11 protein-coding genes and 1 tRNA gene are annotated in these 17072 nt (G+C 63.1%); 1 reads left to right on the top strand and 11 read right to left on the bottom strand.

What is annotated here, in order from left to right:
* Positions 1-205: 205 nt before the first annotated feature.
* From FGM15_08075 to FGM15_08040, 8 genes are all read right to left on the bottom strand, one after another.
* Positions 206-290, bottom strand: a tRNA-Leu gene (locus FGM15_08075).
* Between the two features lie 64 nt (positions 291-354).
* Positions 355-1689, bottom strand: coding sequence for a cbb3-type cytochrome c oxidase subunit I (locus FGM15_08070; protein ID MBU3665815.1), 1335 nt, complete (start codon positions 1687-1689; stop codon positions 355-357).
* The gene (locus tag FGM15_08065; GenBank protein ID MBU3665814.1) at positions 1686-4079 is read right to left on the bottom strand and encodes an HAD-IC family P-type ATPase; all 2394 of its coding nucleotides are present in this window, start codon (positions 4077-4079) and stop codon (positions 1686-1688) included. Before FGM15_08065 ends, FGM15_08070 begins: the two co-directional genes overlap by 4 nt.
* A complete protein-coding gene (locus FGM15_08060) occupies positions 4061-4831 on the bottom strand; it encodes a sulfite exporter TauE/SafE family protein (protein MBU3665813.1) in 771 nt (256 codons plus the stop codon). Before FGM15_08060 ends, FGM15_08065 begins: the two co-directional genes overlap by 19 nt.
* 67 nt (positions 4832-4898) lie before the next feature.
* Entirely contained in the window at positions 4899-6287 is a 1389-nt protein-coding gene (gene ccoG, locus FGM15_08055) for a cytochrome c oxidase accessory protein CcoG (GenBank protein MBU3665812.1), read from the bottom strand.
* Positions 6288-6303: 16 nt separating this feature from the next.
* Positions 6304-6849, bottom strand: coding sequence for a c-type cytochrome (locus FGM15_08050; protein MBU3665811.1), 546 nt, complete (start codon positions 6847-6849; stop codon positions 6304-6306).
* Between the two features lie 166 nt (positions 6850-7015).
* Positions 7016-9367 (bottom strand): cytochrome-c oxidase, cbb3-type subunit I, encoded by a 2352-nt coding sequence (gene ccoN / locus FGM15_08045; GenBank protein ID MBU3665810.1) that lies wholly within the window; start codon positions 9365-9367, stop codon positions 7016-7018.
* Entirely contained in the window at positions 9364-9558 is a 195-nt protein-coding gene (locus tag FGM15_08040) for a hypothetical protein (GenBank protein ID MBU3665809.1), read from the bottom strand. The genes ccoN and FGM15_08040 overlap by 4 nt, the downstream gene beginning before the upstream one ends.
* Positions 9559-9731: 173 nt before the next feature.
* Here FGM15_08040 and FGM15_08035 point away from each other — a divergent pair, with 173 nt between their 5' ends.
* Positions 9732-10526 (top strand): helix-turn-helix domain-containing protein, encoded by a 795-nt coding sequence (locus tag FGM15_08035; GenBank protein MBU3665808.1) that lies wholly within the window; start codon positions 9732-9734, stop codon positions 10524-10526.
* A gap of 66 nt (positions 10527-10592) precedes the next feature.
* On the opposite strand, the gene FGM15_08030 is transcribed toward FGM15_08035, so the two are convergent.
* The 3 genes from FGM15_08030 to gltB form a co-directional block, all read right to left on the bottom strand.
* Positions 10593-10853, bottom strand: coding sequence for a hypothetical protein (locus tag FGM15_08030; protein ID MBU3665807.1), 261 nt, complete (start codon positions 10851-10853; stop codon positions 10593-10595).
* Between the two features lie 65 nt (positions 10854-10918).
* Positions 10919-12403 (bottom strand): glutamate synthase subunit beta, encoded by a 1485-nt coding sequence (locus tag FGM15_08025; GenBank protein ID MBU3665806.1) that lies wholly within the window; start codon positions 12401-12403, stop codon positions 10919-10921.
* A gap of 3 nt (positions 12404-12406) precedes the next feature.
* Entirely contained in the window at positions 12407-16999 is a 4593-nt protein-coding gene (gltB, locus tag FGM15_08020) for a glutamate synthase large subunit (GenBank protein ID MBU3665805.1), read from the bottom strand.
* Between the last annotated feature and the right edge of the window lie 73 nt (positions 17000-17072).

Here is a 17072-nt window from a genome sequence, read left to right as displayed (position 1 = left end):
TGAATGCCCCAGAGAAGGATCATCACAGAAACTACACGCGAATCTATGATGCCACAATACCCACTAAAGGGTATTTTTGCTGCGAGAGATTTATCAAAATGATTTGCGTCTCGCCTCTCAGCACAGCCACAAAAGCGCCCGCAACGCACCCGCGCCAATTTTCGGGATGGGTTCAACTGCCACCGCAAAGTGCAAAGTTCATTTTTGCCGGCGGCGGGACTTGAACCCGCACGGGACTTTCGTCCCAACGGATTTTAAGTCCGTTGCGTCTGCCATTTCGCCACGCCGGCGTGCGACCCGGGATGAACTTCCCGCATCCGGCAAAAAACCGCAAAGCCAAACCGCCGGGTGCCGCTACGCGCGGACTGCCTCGGTGCCTGCTTCCGCGGCGTCGGAGGATTGTCCAAGGCCGTAGAGAAAATTGCCGAGGAAGCCGAGCGCGCCGACCACGAGGAACACGGCCCCGAGGCCGAGCATCTGCTGATCCGCACCCCACGCACCGACGACAACCAAGCCGGCTCCGACCGCGTAGTTGAAGAACGAAGCGAGCAGCACTTGGCCGGCCACTTTTTCGCGGGCTGTGGTTTCCGCACGGACCCCGGAGCGGAGCTTGAGCAGCTGGAAAATGATCGCGACGAGCCCGGGAACGGCAGTGGCCATGAGCGCGACGAGACCGACTGTCCAATCGAGAGCCATCACGGTGATCGGCGCGGGCTCGACGACGGGCGCCAGACCGGCGGCTGCCTGCGGATCCACGGCGGCCACGGGCTCGATGCCGAGGCGTTCGACCACATTGTAAATGAGCACCGCGGCGGTGGCGGGAATCATCCACACGGAAGCGAGCAGGATTTTCGCATCCCACCCCAATTCGCGCGCTGTGCGGCGTTGGAGCAGCAGCCAGAAGTCACCGAGGAAGATCAACGCCCCCAGAAGAAAGATGGCCGAAGTGAGAAGAAGAAAGCCGAGCAGACCGAATGTGGCAGCCGCGACGCTCCAGGCCACACCGAGGTTGATGACAGCGAGAGCGAACCACGCCGCGGGGGTGCGCTCGGACGCGGCACCGACGGCAGCGGGCGTGACGCGCAAAGCCAGCGCGATCTGCGTGTTGAAAAAGACGCCGGCTATGACAAACAGCAGCCAGCCCGCGCTCCAGCTGGTGGTGGCAAGGAACGGAAGGGGCGGCTTGGCCGCGAAAGGAATGCCGAGGAACGCAACGATGGCCAGCCACACGCAGACAGTGCTGAGAAACGCGCTGGCGGCATCGGGGCGCTCCATTCCGCGGAGCGTGAGGGCAATGTTCACAATGAACACGACGGCGCCGCAAGCGATGAAGGTTGCGCCCATGCCGGCCTGCGGGAGATCCGTGACGAAGGGCATGGCGGTGACGATCGCCAGGCCGGCAAGATGGAAGCCGTAGTGCAGAAACACCATCTGCTTGCTGTAAAGCGGCAGAGCGAAGACGGACGGCAGCGCCCAGTAAACCGCACCGAAGGCGGCAGGCAGGCCGAACCCGAAGATCAGAAGATTGATCCACGCCTGGCCGTGTCCGGTGAGCGTTTCACCGAGGAGGAATCCGGGGCGTCCGGCGAGCATGAGGCAGCCGAGCGCGAGGAAGACCAGCGCGGTGACGGCGAATGTGATCGCTCCCGCGTTGGAAGCGCCGTTCGGTTGTGTGTCAGTGTTGTTCATGAGTTTTGTGTTTTGGTTCGGAGCGGAGTGGAAATGCGGAAGCCCGTGAGCACGATTCCGATGCAGACGAGCGAACTGAGCGGCATGATGACCGCGGCGACGAGCGGACTCATCCAGCCGGCAAGCGCGGCCGAAACCGCGCAGGCGTTGTAAAGAAGGGCGAAGCCGAAAACCGCGCGCGCAGTGCGGTGATGACTGCGGCCCGCCGCGAACAGCGCGCCCAGCCCGTGCAGTCCGCGCCCGAGCAAATAAAAATCCGCCTTGTGCTCGAGAAGCCCGGCATCGACCGCCGGCGTGCCACGGCAGAGCGCCGCATCGAAGGCAAGGCTGTCATTGGCTCCGTCGCCGAGCATGAGGGCATTGCCGCTCCAGCGCGCGCGAACGAGGCCGGCTTTTTCCGCGGGAGTGAGGCCGCCCATGGCGTGGGATTCGGGGAGCCCGAGGACATGTGCCATGGATTTCACGCGCGCAGGCTCGTCTCCGCTGAGCAGGTAAACGGGCATGCCGCGCGAGGCGAAGTGCGCAACCTGGTCGGCCGCGTCGGGGCGCAGCTCTTCGCGGAAGTCAAAGCGCGCCAACGCGGTGCCGTCCAAAGCGAGGATGGTCCCGCCGGATTCGCCGCCATGCAATGCCCACGCGGCACGGCCGAGGCGCCAGAGACCGACCGGAGATTCCCACTCGAGACCCATGCCGGGAATTTCATGGACCATCCCCCCGCCCGTCGCAGGCTCGACGCCCGACGAAAGCAGAACTTCCCGCAAACAGGCGGCGACCGGATGCAGACTCCGCTCGACCAGACGCATGAGGTAGGATTTTGTTTCGGCGGACAGGGTGTCGAAGACCGCCGGATCGGCCGGGCGCAAAGTCTCCAGCGTCACGGTGCCTGTCTTGTCGAAGAGAAGCGTGGTCACCTGCTTGAGCCGCGCCCAGAGGGAACCCTCGCGCAGATAAACCCCGTATTGCTGCAGGCGTGCCGCCGCGATGTCGTCCAAAAGCGGCAAGGCCACGCCGATCGCACACGGACACGAGACGACAAGGACCGAGATCATCACCTGGAACGCGGCCGGCCAGTCGCCCCCCGACCAACCCCAGGCGACGAAGCCGAGTGCGGCGACGACCATGACGATCGAGAGATAAACTTTGATCAACTTTTCAAGTCCGCGATTGCGCCACTGGCGCTCGGCGTCGATGCGCAGGAGCGCGGAAAGCTGCGAGTCGGCCCAGTCTTCCAGCGCTTCGAACACGGTGTCGTCCGCATCCACGCTGCGTGCGCCCGCGGGCACGATGCTTCCGGCCGGGAAAGTGCGCGGGGCCGGCTCGCCGGTGATCCAATTGAGCGCAAACGTCGCACTGCGTTCGAGCAGGCGCGAACGCACGGGAACGACTTGGCCGCGCGCGACGGCAAACTTCAAACCCGAAACGATTTCTTCCGCGCCCTTTTCGCCCGCGGCCGGATCCCCCATGACACGCACGCGTCCCGGCGAGAGCTTGAGCCCGAGGAGCCGCCGGCGGTTGTTCTCGACCGCGCGCTCCTGCAACCAGCGCCCGAGCAACATCAGGAAAGTGAAGACCGAAACAAAGTCGAAGTAGTTGAAGCTGTGCTGATCCCTGAGCCACGCGCCTACGGAACCGGCGTAGGCGATCAGCAACCCGAGGGAAATGGGCAGGTCGATATGCAGGGCGCCCATGCGCAACGCGCCGAGCGCACGCCGGAAGAAAAACGTTCCTCCGATGGCGATACTGGCCGTGGCCAGACCGAAAGAGACGACATCGAAGAGCGCGGTGAGCGCATCGCCGGGCTCGATGCCGAAATAGCGGGGCGACGCGAAAAGCATCGCGTTCATGGCCAGAAAACCGCAGAGACCGAGCTTGCGGGTCAGGGATCCCATGGAGGAGGGCGCTTTGCCCTGCGGCGGACCGAGCAAATATCCGAATCGCTGCACATCCCGCGCGTAGTCATCGAGCGCGAGCGCACCGGGCGTCCACCGCAGGCGCGCGGTGCCGGAAGATGAATTGACCACGCAGGAAACCGCGCCGGGACATTCCATGAACACCGCCTCGATCAACCACAAGCAAGCCGCGCAGGAAATTCCCTGCACATCGACGATGGTCTCGGCGACGTCCCCCGCCCCCGCCTCGGAAGCGCGCTGCTGGCTCTCCAGCCACCGGTAATCGCGGTCGTGGAAAACGAAGTTGCCCGCGGGGGACATGGTCTCGCCGTAGGAATAAAAGTCCCCGAGCCCGCGTTTGTGCAACAGATGGTGCACGAAGCGGCAGCCCGAGCAGCAAAATTCCTGTTCATCGGCGGACGGACGGAACCGCGTGCGGCAGTGCCTGCACGAATGCAAAAGCTGTTCTCCGGCGATCGTTTTCAATGGCACATCGGGCATCCGGTGGATGCGGTATAAGTTCCCCTCGCCACAAGGAGGATCACACTCACGAAGGCGAGACCGCGCCGCACGTAGTCCATGGCATCCGGCGACCAACGCGCACCGAGGCGGAAAAATTGCGATTGCAGCACAAGAAGCAACGGGACGGTGCCGAGGGCGAATGCGATCATGATCGAGCCGCCGGACCAGGCGGATCCGGAGAGCGCAGCCGCGGCAACGACGAGATAAAGCGGGGCACAAGGCAACAGCGGCGTGAAAAATCCGAGCACGCCCGCGCGTCCGCGCACCCCGCAACGGGCGGAAGCCGCACCCATCCACGCGAGGGAACCTTTGGGAACAGGCAGCCGGATGCGCTTGTCGAGACCCACCACGACCGCGAGGAAAAAGAGCACGAAGAGCCATGTCATCCATCGGGTGCCGCCGCCAAGCAGCGCATCGGACAGGCGCCGGCCGACGAGTCCGGCCGCGAGCCCGACAATGGCGTAGGACACCACGCGCGACCCGTGGTAAATCAGCGTCGCCTGCATGCTCCCCTGCCCGCCACCCCGCGCGCAGGCGGAGCAGGCCAGAGGCCCGCACATACCCACGCAATGCAGGCTGGTGATGAGCCCGGCCAGCAGGGCGGCCAACGGTCCGGTGATCTCGGGCAATGTCATCATTGCGCCTCCTTTTTTCGCAGCAGCAGAGTTTCCTCCGCCGGCGTGAGTTTCTGCGAAGGAACGCGGCGGCTCACCATGTAAGTGGCGACCCATGCCGCAATGAGCACGATAAAGGCGACCCAAACGAGGAGCCACGGACGTTTGGAGAAAAATCCCGAGGTCATGGCGCTTCGCGGAACGGTCCGAGGAATGGAACCGTTTTCTCGCCCTCCACCTGCCCGCTTTGGCCGCGCACCTGGACTTTGACGTCGAAGTTTCCGTGAAAATCGGCGTCGGGAAGTGTCATAATGAGCGGCTCCTGGACTTCCTCCCCGGGTCCGAGCGCGAGCTTGTGCGCCGAGGCGCCGGTCGATGACAGGCCCGCCGCCGGAGAATCCAGGGTGACGGTGTAATCGTGGGTCTCCGCGCGCTTGTTGGCCACGCGCACCATGAAGTTGTTGCGGATCGAACCCTGGTCGCGGAAATACGGCGCACCCTGCATGCGCAGCACCGACAGGATGACGGGCTTGACCTGTTGCGTGGCGTAGGCGAACGCCGACGCACCGACCATGCCGAGAACGATGTAGATCAAAAGGCGCGGACGCCAGAACTTCGACGGACGCCCGGCCAGGGCGTTGAGCGAATCGTGGCGCACAAGGCCCTTGGGACGGCCGATTTTCACCATGATCTCGTCGCAGGCGTCGATGCAGGCCTCGCACGATATGCACTCCATCTGCAACCCCTGGCGGATGTCGATGCCGGTGGGACAAACCTGGACGCAGCGGCGGCAGTCGATGCAGTCGCCGGTGGTTGTCCCCGCCTTGCCCCGCGGCTCGCCGCGAACGGTGTCATAGCCGACGACGATCGAGTTGTCGTCGATGAGGGCGGAACCGAGGCGCCCGTAGGGGCACATGATGATGCAGAACTGTTCGCGGAACCACGCGAAGTTGAAGTAGAGGACGCCGGTGAGGGCGAAGACGAAGAGGAAGAAGCCCCAGTTCTCGCCCGGCGAATGCCGCATCATGGCGTAAAGCGAGGGCAACGAGACAAAATACGAGAGGAACATGTGCGCGATGGCCGCGGAGAGAAGGAAGAAAATCCCGTGCTTGAGCGCGCGTTTGAATATTTTTCCGCCGGTCCACGGCGCATCCTCGAGCCGGCGCCGGGCGGGCGCGTCCCCGTCGATGAAGCGCTCGACGCGGCGGAACACGTGATCGAGAAAAACGGTCTGCGGACACGCCCAGCCGCACCAGAGGCGGCCGGCGACGGAGGTGACCACGAACAGCCCGAAGGCCATGCCGGTGATGAGGAAAAACAGCAGCCACAAGTCCTGGAACATCAGGGTAAGCCCGAAGATGTGGAGCTTGCGGTGGAAGATATCGAGGAACACCGCCGGTTCGCCCTTGATCGGGATAAAGGGAAGCGAGACGTAGAGGGCGATGAGGAAAATGGCGAAAATCCGGCGGCTCAGGGTGAAAGGTCCGCTGACATCGGCCGGGTGGACGAAGTAGCGCGACCCGTCTTCATTGATCGTGGTGACCGAATCAATGCTGGGCGCTTTCGGCTTCATACGGACGCGGCCGGTCCTATTGCTCGGCCGGCTTTTGGATCGTCGGGTTTTTGCTGACGACGAACGCTACAACGTCGGCGATACGCGCCGCGCCGAGGACCGGCCCCCACACGGGCATCCCTTTTTCGAGGACGCCTTTTTGGATGGTGTTGTAGATGTCCGTCGGCTTGCCGCCGTGGATCCATGTGGCATCCACGAGGTTTTGCCCGATGCCGCCCTGCAACTCCGCGCCATGGCAGGCCACGCAGTTGGCGGTGTAGATCTTCTGGCCGGCCTCGACCACCGCGGGATCGCGGCTCAGGTTCCAGAGCTGGATGTCGGTCGGGGTTCCGCCGCTGGCAAGCGCGGCCTTTTGGATTTCCTCGATCTGTCTTTCCACGCGCACGTAGCCGGGCACCATGTGGGCCGACCAGTGGTAGTAGGCCCAGTAAGCGGCGGAGAAAACAATCGCGCCGTAGAGGGTGAAGAGCCACCAGTTCGGCAGGCGCTTGTCATATTCCTGGATGCCGTCGTAGGTATGGTGACGCAGCGCGTCGTCATCGGTTTTGCGTTGGTCGTTCATGGTGCTTTGTCGTCCTCCCAAGGAAGGTTCTCCAGTTTCTTGATTTTGCTTTTCGGGTAACGGATGGTCGCGACCACGATCGCGACAAACGCCGCGAAGGTGACGAGCAACGCGACCACCGCGCCGATCGTGCTGAGTTGCGGGATTTGCAGTTGCTGGAACATGGTCAGCGGGAGGCCTGCGGCGGCATCGAAGGCGCGGGCGGCGCATCCGCCGTGCCCCCGGGTGCCGGGGCATCGGTTTTGTAACGTCCGAGCTGCTGGATGTAGGCGATGAGGGCGATCACTTCCTTGTCGGGGCTGATCTTCACGCCGCTTGGCGCGAGGTCATCGACGATCTTCTGTCCCTGGGCGAGGAATTCGCTGCTGATTTCGTCGGGAGTCCGCTCGGGGAATGGAACGCCCAGTTTGCGCAGGACGCTGATTTTGCCCGGAAGGGACGCGATATCGGCTTTCTGGCGGTAAAGCCACGGATAGGCCGGCATGTTGCTGCCGATCGACGTGGTGCGCGGATTCTCGAAGTGCTGGAAGTGCCACATGTTCGGATATTTCCCGCCTTCGCGCTGAAGATCCGGACCGGTGCGTTTCGATCCCCATTGGAACGGATGGTCGTAGAGAGATTGCCCGAGGCGTCCGCTTTCGCCGTAGCGCAGGACTTCGCCGACCAGGGGACGGATCATCTGGCTGTGGCAGTTGTAGCAGCCTTCGCGGATGTAGATGTCGCGACCGCACAGCTCGAGCGGCGTGTAAACGATTTGCGTCGCCTTTTCGTAATCGACCGCCTGTTTGGAGAAGACGAGCGGCAGGATCTGGATCATCCCGCCGAGCACGACGGCAAGGAGGGTAAGGACCGTGAAAGGCAGCCAGCTTTCAAGCAGCCGCTCATACCATTCGCCCCACTTCGCCCCGGATGCGCTGAGGTGAATCATGGCAACCAGCATGGTCTCGACGAGGAGCACGAAGGAAACCGTGCTGACGGTGCCGCCGGTGAATCCCCACAGGCAGGCGAAGAGGACAATCAGCACCGAATACATCGTCGGCGCGTTGAAGAGGCCCTGTGCGAGCGTCATTCCCTCGCGCGTGCGGCGTTCAGGCGCCGGGACCTCGACCGTGGTGGTCACCGGCGTGCCGCTGCGCACCGTGCGGATGAGGTTATAGGTCATCAGGATGAACCCGAGGAGGAAGAGACCGCCGCCGAGCACGCGCATGTGCAGCATCGGCCGCACCGAATTGACGACCTCGAGGAAGTTCGGATAGGCGAGCACGCCCTCGGACGTCACGGAGTTGAGCATGAGGCCGGTGGTGATGCCGGACACCCACATCGCGGCGATGTAGAGAAGGATGCCCACCATCCCGAGCCAGAAATGGACGTCGGCGAGCTTGGTGGAGAAAAGTTTGGTTCCCCACAGGCGCGGCGCGAGCCAGTAGAACATTCCCGCGGCCATGAAGCTGTTCCAGCCGAGCGTGCCGCTGTGCACGTGTCCGATGGTCCAATCGGTGTAGTGCGAAAGGGCGTTGACCGAGCGGATCGCGAGGAGCGGCCCCTCGAAGGTGGACATTCCGTAGAAGGTCACGCCGGCGGCGAAGAACTTGAGCACTGGGTCGGTGCGCAGTTTGTGCCAGGCGCCGCGGAGGGTGAGCAGGCCGTTGAGCATGCCTCCCCACGAGGGCGCCCAGAGCATGAGACTGAACGTCATGCCGAGGGTCTGCAGCCACTCGGGCAGCGCGGTGTTGAGCAAATGGTGCGGTCCGGCCCAGATGTAGATGAACACCAGCGACCAGAAGTGCACGACCGAAAGCCGGTAACTGTAAACGGGACGCTCCGCCGCTTTCGGCAGATAGTAATACATGATGCCGAGGATCGGCGTGGTGAGGAAGAACGCGACGGCGTTGTGCCCATACCACCACTGCACGAGGGCATCCTGCACGCCGCCGAAGATCGGATAGGAGTGCAGCAGCGACGTGGGCAGCGAGAGATGGTTGACGATGTAGAGCATCGCCACCGTGATGATGGTGGCGATGTAGAACCAGATCGCCACGTAAAGCGACTTCTCGTTGCGCACGGCCAGCGTCCAGAAAAAGTTGATCGCGAAAACCACCCAGATGAGGGCGACGGCAATGTTGATCGGCCAGATGAGTTCGGCGTATTCCTTGCCGCGCGTGAAGCCGAGCGGGAGGGTGATGGCCGCGGCGACGATGATGGCCTGCCAACCCCAGAAGTGCAGCCAGGAGAGGAATCCGGACGCCAGGCGCGTGCGCACCAAGCGCTGGGTGGAGTGGTAAATCCCGGCGAACATCATGTTGCCGACGAAAGCGAAGATCGCGGCATTGGTGTGCAACGGACGCAGGCGGCCGAAGGTCAGCCACGAGGTGTCGAAGTTGAGCACGTGGAAGCTCATCTGCGCGGCGATGAAGACGCCGGCCGTCATGGCGACAAGCCCCCAGAAGACGGCGGCCATCATGAAATACCGCACGACCTTGTCGTCGTAGGTCACGGAAACGGTTGTGGTGTTGTTCATGGCAGATTTTTCTTTTCCTCGCGGACGGCGGCATCGCCGGGTTTCTGTTTGTTTTGTTCCTCCTTGTTGAACGGGAGAAGGCTGTCCCGGAGCGGATCCCCGCCGGAGAAATCGTGGTGGTAGAGAAAGCCGGCGGCGAAAAAGAGCGCCAGCATCAAGCTGACGAAGATCGTCAGATAGAGGACACTCATCGGCCCCGCCCTTTCAGCGGTGCGTGTGCCTTGAGCCCGGTGGCTTCCGTCATGGTCACCAAAACTAAACGTGGCCCGCGGACGCGCTACGCAGCTTTTCGGAAAACCCGCGCGTTTTTTTGGAAATCCTCTTGTCGGACGGATAAAATGACGGAAAATTAACACTGCTAATAGTGAGCAAAGCGTCCGACATCCTGCGTTCGACACCGCTGGCCCGCGACCATGCGAAATCTTTCAGCGCCGCGACGGGTCTGCCGGTGAGCATCGAGACTCCGGGCGAAACCAATCTCGCAGCCACCGACCTGCCGGAATGCTGCCGGCAATTTCTCGCGGACGGCAAAGCGCGTTCGCGTTGCGAGCAGACGCACAAGGCACTGCAGGGCAAAACGCCGCGCACGGTGCGCTGTTTCGCCGGGCTGACATCATCCGCCGTCCCGGTCGTGGTGCGCGACGAGACCGTGGCTTATCTTCACACGGGCCACGCAGCGGTGAACGGCGACGCCGACCAGCGGCACATCGGCGCGGTGCGCAAAACGCGAGGGCAATACGAGGGCGCGCTGCGTCTGCTCGAACTGTTTTCGCAGCAGCTCGCGCAGAGCCTGCCTGCAGAAACGCAAGGTTGCCCCTACCCCGCGATCGACCGAGCGGCGCTGGAGATCAGCCGGCATCCCGAAAAACGCTGGCGACTGAGCACGCTGGCCCACGCGGCAAAGATGAATGCCGCCTATTTCAGCGAGATGTTCCGCCGGCGTTTGGGCCTCACCTTGACCAGATTCATCGCCGCGGCACGCATCGAAAGGGCGAAGCAACTCCTGCGCCATACCGACATGAAAGTGATCGAGATCGCCTATGCGTCGGGATTCGGCTCGGTATCGCAGTTCAATCGTGTGTTCCGCCGCGAATCCGCCGCGCATCCGGCGGACTTCCGCAGCCGGCACAGGCCGGCGAAAAATCAGAATTCGAGATAAGCGCAGCCCGACAGGGCGAAAGTCAGGGCGAGCAGGAAGAGCGCGGCGAGATATTTCATAAAAAGCTCAGCGGAAGACGGGACGGCGGGGGCCGCCGGGGATGTGCTCGAGCATGTTGCCGTGGGGACCGCGGCGCTTGGCGCGGAAGTATTTGAACATATCGCCGTTGCGCCGGCGCGAGGGATCGACGAGCTGGTATTGGGCTTCGGTCATACCCCAGATTTGCCGCAAGGTTTTCTGCGGCGCAGGAGCGGCGTCGGGTTGCTTCGGCGCTTCCTGGGCCACGGCGAGGGAGACGCCGAGCAGGAGGAGGAGAAAACTTCTCATGGGGCGAAATTCGGCGGCGATCCGGCCGATGGCAAGCATGATTTGGACAACGGGCGCGGCTGGCCTCACGGAAGATTCGTGAAGCCCATCAGATAACGGTCGCACTCGCGCGCGGCGGCACGGCCTTCATTGATCGCCCACACGACCAGGCTTTGACCGCGCCGCATGTCGCCGGCGGCGAAAACACCCGGGACGCTGGTGGCGAACTTGCCGTATTCGGCTTTCACGTTGCTGCGTTCGTCGGTGGCGAGGCCGAGTTTTTCAACGAGGGGCTTTTCGGGCCCGAGAAAACCCATGGCCAGCAAAACCAGTTGCGCGGGGATCACTTTTTCCGTTCCGGGCACGTCTGCAGGCGCATAGCGGCCGTTGCCGTCGAGTTTCCACTCGACCTGCACGGTGTGGATTTCCTTCACGCGTCCGTCTTTCTCGCCGGTGAACTTTTTGGCCGTGGTGCAATAAACGCGCGGGTCGGAGCCGAACACCGCCGCGGCTTCTTCCTGTCCGTAATCGGTGCGGAAAATCTTGGGCCATTCCGGCCACGGGTTGTTGGCCGCGCGGGTCTCGGGCGGGCGAGGCATGATCTCCAGCTGGGTGACGCTGCGGCAGCCTTGGCGGATCGACGTGCCCACGCAGTCGGTGCCGGTGTCGCCGCCGCCGATGACAACGACGTCGCGGTCCTTGGCGCTGATGGATTCCGGCACACCGGTCCCGTCAAGCAGGCAACGGGTGTTGGTGGTGAGAAATTCCATCGCGGGAAAGATGCCCGCCAGGTCGCGACCCCCGATCGGAAGATCCCGGGCCTGCGTGGCGCCGCAACAAAGGACCACGGCATCGAAATCCTTGGCGAGTTTTTCGGCGGGATAATTTTTGCCGACATCCGCGCTGGTGACAAACTCGACACCTTCGGCGGCAAGGATGTTCACGCGGCGCATGACGATGTCCTCCTTGTCGAGTTTCATGTTGGGAATGCCGTAGGTGAGCAGCCCGCCGATGCGGTCGGCGCGCTCGAGCACGGTGACGGCGTGACCGGCTTTGTTGAGTTGATCGGCGCACGCGAGGCCGGCCGGACCGGACCCGACCACGGCGACTTTCTTGCCCGTGCGGTGCTTCGGGGGATTCGGCACGACCCAGCCCTCGGCGAATCCTTTCTCGATGATGGAAAATTCGATGTTCTTGATCGTGACCGGCGGCTCGATGATCCCCAGCACGCAGGCGCCTTCGCAGGGCGCGGGGCAAACCCGGCCGGTGAACTCGGGGAAGTTGTTGGTCTTGTGCAGGCGGTCGAGGGCATCGCGCCAGAGCCCGCGGTAAACGAGGTCGTTCCACTCGGGAATGAGGTTGTTGATCGGGCAACCGCTGGCCGCGCCGCCGAGGATCAGGCCGGTCTGGCAAAAGGGCGTGCCGCAATCCATGCAGCGCGCGCCCTGCTTTTGCAGCATCTCATCGGGAGTGTGGTCGTGAAACTCTTCCCAGTCGCGGATGCGCTCTCGGGGTGAACGATCCCGCGGCAGTTCGCGGGTGAACTCCATGAATCCGGTCGGTTTGCCCATAAATCAATTGCCTCCCACGCGCGCAAGGTCGCGGGCATTTTCCTCGAAAGCGGCCATGACGGCCTCGTCGCCGCTGAGGCCCGCCGCGAGAACCCGGTCCATCGCCTGCAGCACACGCTTGTAATCCTTCGGCAGGACCTTGACGAATTTCTGCGCCGAGTTTTCCCAGCCGGCCAGGATCTGGTGCGCGCGCTTGCTTCCCGTGAACTTCGCGTGACGCTCGACCATGGCCCGGACCTCGGCAGCCTCGTCCTTGTCGTCCAGGCGCTCGAGATCGACCATGTCCATGTTGCAACGGGTGTGGAAGTCGCCCGCCTCGTCATAAACGTAGGCGATACCGCCGGACATGCCCGCCGCGAAGTTGCGGCCGGTGGGACCGAGGACGACAACGCGTCCGCCGGTCATGTATTCGCATCCGTGGTCCCCGACGGCCTCGACGACCGCCTTCACGCCGCTGTTGCGGACGCAGAAGCGCTCCCCGGCCATGCCGCGGATGTAGGCTTCGCCGCCCGTGGCGCCGTAGAACGCGACATTGCCGATGATGATGTTTGTCTCGGCGTCGAAGGTTGTCGCGCCGGGCGGCTGCACGACGATTTTTCCACCGCTGAGCCCTTTGCCCACGTAGTCGTTGGCATCGCCTTCCAACCGCAGGGTGAGACCGCGAGGCGCGAAGGCACCAAAGCTCTGGCCGGCCGAGCCGACGAAATCGAGTTCGATGGTGTCCTCCGGCAGGCCGTCCATGCCGTGGGCTTTGGAAATTTCGTAGCCGAGGATGGTGCCGACCACGCGGTTGACGTTTTTGATCGGCAGGCGCGAGTGCACTTTTTCCCCGCGCTCGATGGCCGCCTCGCAAATTTTGAGCAGGGTCGTGAGGTCGAGGGATTTCTCGATGCCATGATCCTGCTTCATCGTGCAGTAGCGGCCCACATCTTCGCCCACGTCGGGAGCGTAAAGGATGCGCGAGTAATCGAGGCCCTGCGCCTTCCAGTGATCGACCGCCTTGCGCATGGCCAACCGGTCCACGCGTCCGACCATTTCATCGATCGTGCGGAAGCCCAGCTTGGCCATGAGTTCGCGCACCTCGGTGGCGATGAAGCGCATGAAGTTGACCACATGGTCCGCGTCGCCGGTGAATTTTTTGCGCAGCTCCGGATCCTGCGTGGCCACGCCGACGGGACAGGTGTTGAGGTGGCAGGCGCGCATCATGATGCAACCCATGACGACGAGGGGCGCGGTGGCGAAACCGAATTCCTCGGCGCCGAGCAGCGCGCCGATGACCACGTCGCGTCCGGTTTTGAGCTGGCCGTCCACTTCGACGACGATACGGCTGCGGAGGTTGTTGAGCAGAAGGGTCTGATGCGTTTCGGCGAGTCCGAGTTCCCAAGGCATCCCCGCGTGCTGGATGCTGGAAAGCGGCGACGCGCCGGTGCCGCCGTCGTAGCCGCTGACAAGCACAACGTCGGCATGTGCCTTGGCCACGCCCGCGGCGACCGTTCCGACACCGACCTCGCTCACGAGTTTGACCGAAATGCGCGCGTGGCGATTGGCGTTCTTGAGGTCGTGGATCAACTCCGCGAGATCTTCGATCGAGTAGATGTCGTGGTGCGGCGGCGGGGAGATAAGGCCCACGCCCGGCGTGGAATGCCGGACTTTGGCGATCCACGGATAGACTTTGGTGCCGGGGAGCTGGCCGCCCTCGCCCGGCTTCGCGCCCTGGACGATTTTGATCTGCAGTTCCTTGGCCTGCGAGAGGTAGTAGCTGGTGACGCCGAAACGCCCCGACGCGACTTGCTTGATCGCGCTGTTTTTGGAGTCGCCGTTGGGCAGGATTTTGTAGCGCTCCGGGTCCTCGCCCCCCTCGCCCGTGTTGCTCTTGCCGCCGATGCGGTTCATGGCGATGGCCAGCGTTTCGTGCGCTTCCTGGCTGATCGAGCCGTAGGACATGGCGCCGGTCTTGAAACGCTTCATGATCGACTCGACGGATTCGACTTCCTCGATCGGGACGCCGCCGTCTTGGGGAAATTCGAAATCCATGAGACCGCGCAAGGTGGCCAGCTTGGCCGACTGGTCGTTGACCGACTGCGAATATTTGCGGAAGACACCCATGTCGGCCGTGCGGCAGGCGTGCTGCAGCAGGTGGATGGTTGTGGGGTTGAAGTTGTGGTGCTCGCCATCCTTGCGCCACTTGTAAACGCCGCCCGGGTCGAGCACGTCGTCGCGGAAATCGCGTCCGGGCCACGCACGGCGGTGACGGTCGTGCGCCTCCCGGGCGATACCCTCGAGATCGATGCCCTCGATGCGCGAGGCCGTTCCTGTGAAATAGGTGTCGACGACTTCGGTATTCAGACCGACAGCCTCGAAAATCTGCGCACCGCGATAACTTTGGATCGTCGAGATGCCCATCTTGGACATCGTCTTGACGATGCCCTTGACCGCGGCCTTGACGTATTGCTTCATCGCCTTCTTGGGATCGATACCGGTCAGGCTGCGGCGGTTGATGACATCCTCGATGGATTCGAAGGCGAGATAGGGGTTGACCGCACCCACCCCGTAGCCGGTGAGCAGGGCGAAGTGATGCACTTCGCGCGGCTCGCCCGATTCGAGGACCAGGCCGACTTGTGTGCGCGTGCCGTTGGCGACGAGGTGATGATGAAGGCCGGAAACCGCGAGCAGCGCCGGTATGGGGGCCATTTGCTCGTTCAAGCCGCGGTCGGAAAGAATGAGGATGTTCACGCCCCCGGCAATAAGGCGGTCGGCCTCGGCGAAAAGTTCGTCCAGCGCTTTCCGCAAGGAGGCGCCGCCGCCGGCGACGTCATAGAGGATGGGCAGCGTGGCGGATTTGAATCCGGGGCGGTCGAGCGCGCGCAGCTTTTCCAGCTCCTCGTTGGTGATGACCGGCGAGGCGAGCTGGATCTGGCGGCAGCTGCCGGGGCCGGGCTCGAGCAGGTTGCCCTCGGATCCCAGCGTGGTGATGGCCGAGGTGACGATCTCTTCGCGGATCGAATCGATCGGCGGGTTGGTCACCTGCGCAAAGAGCTGCTTGAAGTAGTTGTAAAGGAGATGCGGCTTGTCCGAAAGCGCGGCAAGCGGCGTGTCGTTCCCCATCGACCCGATCGGCTCGACAGCCGTGCGGGCCATCGGCGCGATGATGAGATTGAGGTCCTCCTGCGTGTAGCCGAAGGCGAGCTGGCGCGTGGTCACCGTCCCGTGGTCGGGATGCGCGGGTTCCTTGCCCTCCGGAAGGTCGTCGAGCTTGATCAGATTGTCTTTGAGCCACTGACCGTAAGGATGCTGCTTGGCCAAGGAGGATTTGATTTCCTCGTCGGCGATGATGCGACCTTCCTTGGTATCCACGAGGAAGATGCGGCCGGGCTGGAGACGTCCTTTCGACGCCACGCGCTCGGGCTTGATGTCGAGCACGCCGACTTCGGACGCCATGATGACGAGGTCGTCCTTGGTCACGTAGTAGCGGCATGGACGCAGGCCATTGCGGTCGAGCACGGCGCCGATCTGCACGCCATCGGTGAATGCCACCGCGGCCGGACCGTCCCACGGTTCCATCAGGCAGGAATGGTATTCGTAGAAGGCCTTGCGGTCGGCGGGCATCAAGTTGTGGTTGGCCCAAGGCTCGGGGATCATCATCACCGCGGCGTGGGCGAGCGGACGCCCCGAGAGGACGAGAAACTCGAAGCAGTTGTCGAACATGGCCGAGTCGCTGCCGTCGGCGTGGATGATCGGTTTGAGCGTCTCGATGTCCTCGCCGAAGAGCGGCGAAGCCAGCTGCGACTCGCGGGCATTCATCCAGTTGACGTTGCCGCGCAGCGTGTTGATCTCGCCATTGTGCGCCACGAAACGGTAGGGGTGCGCGCGATCCCAGCTCGGGAATGTGTTGGTGCTGAAGCGCGAGTGAACGAGGGCCAGCGCGCTTTCCATGCGCGGATCGGAAAGGTCTGGGTAATAAAGCGCGACCTGCGGCGGCGTGAGCATGCCCTTGTAAACCAGGGTGCGCGCCGAAAAGCTCGGCACATAAAAGAAACTGCCGCCCGGAGATCCGGCGTAGCGGATCTCGTTGAAAAGCCGGTGGCGGATCACGTAAAGCTTGCGCTCGAAAGCGAGGTCGTCCGTGATGGACGAACTGCGTCCGACGAAAGCCATGCGGACGACCGGTTCTTCCGCCTTGGCCGTTTCGCCGAGGCTGGAGTTGTCCGTGGGCACCGAGCGCCAACCGAGAAACTTTTGCCCCTCGGCACGCACGACCTGCTCGAAACGCTCCTCGATTTTTTTCCGCTGCTGCTTCTCTTGCGGCAGAAAAACCATGGCCACCCCGTATTGTCCGGCCGCGGGAAGGTCGATGTGCTCCTCCTTGGCCACGGCCGAGAGGAACTTGTGCGGCATCTGGATCAGGATGCCGGCGCCGTCGCCGGTGTTTTCCTCGAACCCGCAAGCGCCGCGATGCTCGAGATTGACCAGAATTTGCAGACCCTGCCGGACAATTTCGTGCGACTTGGCGCCTTTCATGTTGGCGACAAAGCCGACGCCGCAGGATTCATGCTCGAACTGCGGGTCGTAGAGTCCTTGTTTTCCGGGCTTTTTCATCGTGGCGGTCAGTGGGTTTTCCAGCGGGCGGCAAAAGCTAATTCTTCAGGCCCGAGGCGCAAAGAAATTTTGC

It is taken from the genome of Chthoniobacterales bacterium, assembly GCA_018883245.1.
Lineage (GTDB): Bacteria > Verrucomicrobiota > Verrucomicrobiia > Chthoniobacterales > JACTMZ01 > JACTMZ01.
This window is presented reverse-complemented; position numbering and strand designations above follow the sequence as displayed.

Excerpts from the sequence above, each read along its gene's own strand:
- FGM15_08060 (MBU3665813.1), bottom strand. The coding sequence starts at position 4,831 with ATGGGTCGCCACTTACATGGTGAGCCGCCGCGTTCCTTCGCAGAAACT.
- FGM15_08050 (MBU3665811.1), bottom strand. The coding sequence starts at position 6,849 with ATGAACGACCAACGCAAAACCGATGACGACGCGCTGCGTCACCATACC.
- ccoG (MBU3665812.1), bottom strand. The coding sequence starts at position 6,287 with ATGAAGCCGAAAGCGCCCAGCATTGATTCGGTCACCACGATCAATGAA.
- ccoN (MBU3665810.1), bottom strand. The coding sequence starts at position 9,367 with ATGAACAACACCACAACCGTTTCCGTGACCTACGACGACAAGGTCGTG.
- FGM15_08065 (MBU3665814.1), bottom strand. The coding sequence starts at position 4,079 with ATGCCCGATGTGCCATTGAAAACGATCGCCGGAGAACAGCTTTTGCAT.
- FGM15_08025 (MBU3665806.1), bottom strand. The coding sequence starts at position 12,403 with ATGGGCAAACCGACCGGATTCATGGAGTTCACCCGCGAACTGCCGCGG.
- FGM15_08030 (MBU3665807.1), bottom strand. The coding sequence starts at position 10,853 with ATGAGAAGTTTTCTCCTCCTCCTGCTCGGCGTCTCCCTCGCCGTGGCC.
- gltB (MBU3665805.1), bottom strand. The coding sequence starts at position 16,999 with ATGAAAAAGCCCGGAAAACAAGGACTCTACGACCCGCAGTTCGAGCAT.
- FGM15_08040 (MBU3665809.1), bottom strand. The coding sequence starts at position 9,558 with ATGAGTGTCCTCTATCTGACGATCTTCGTCAGCTTGATGCTGGCGCTC.
- FGM15_08070 (MBU3665815.1), bottom strand. The coding sequence starts at position 1,689 with ATGAACAACACTGACACACAACCGAACGGCGCTTCCAACGCGGGAGCG.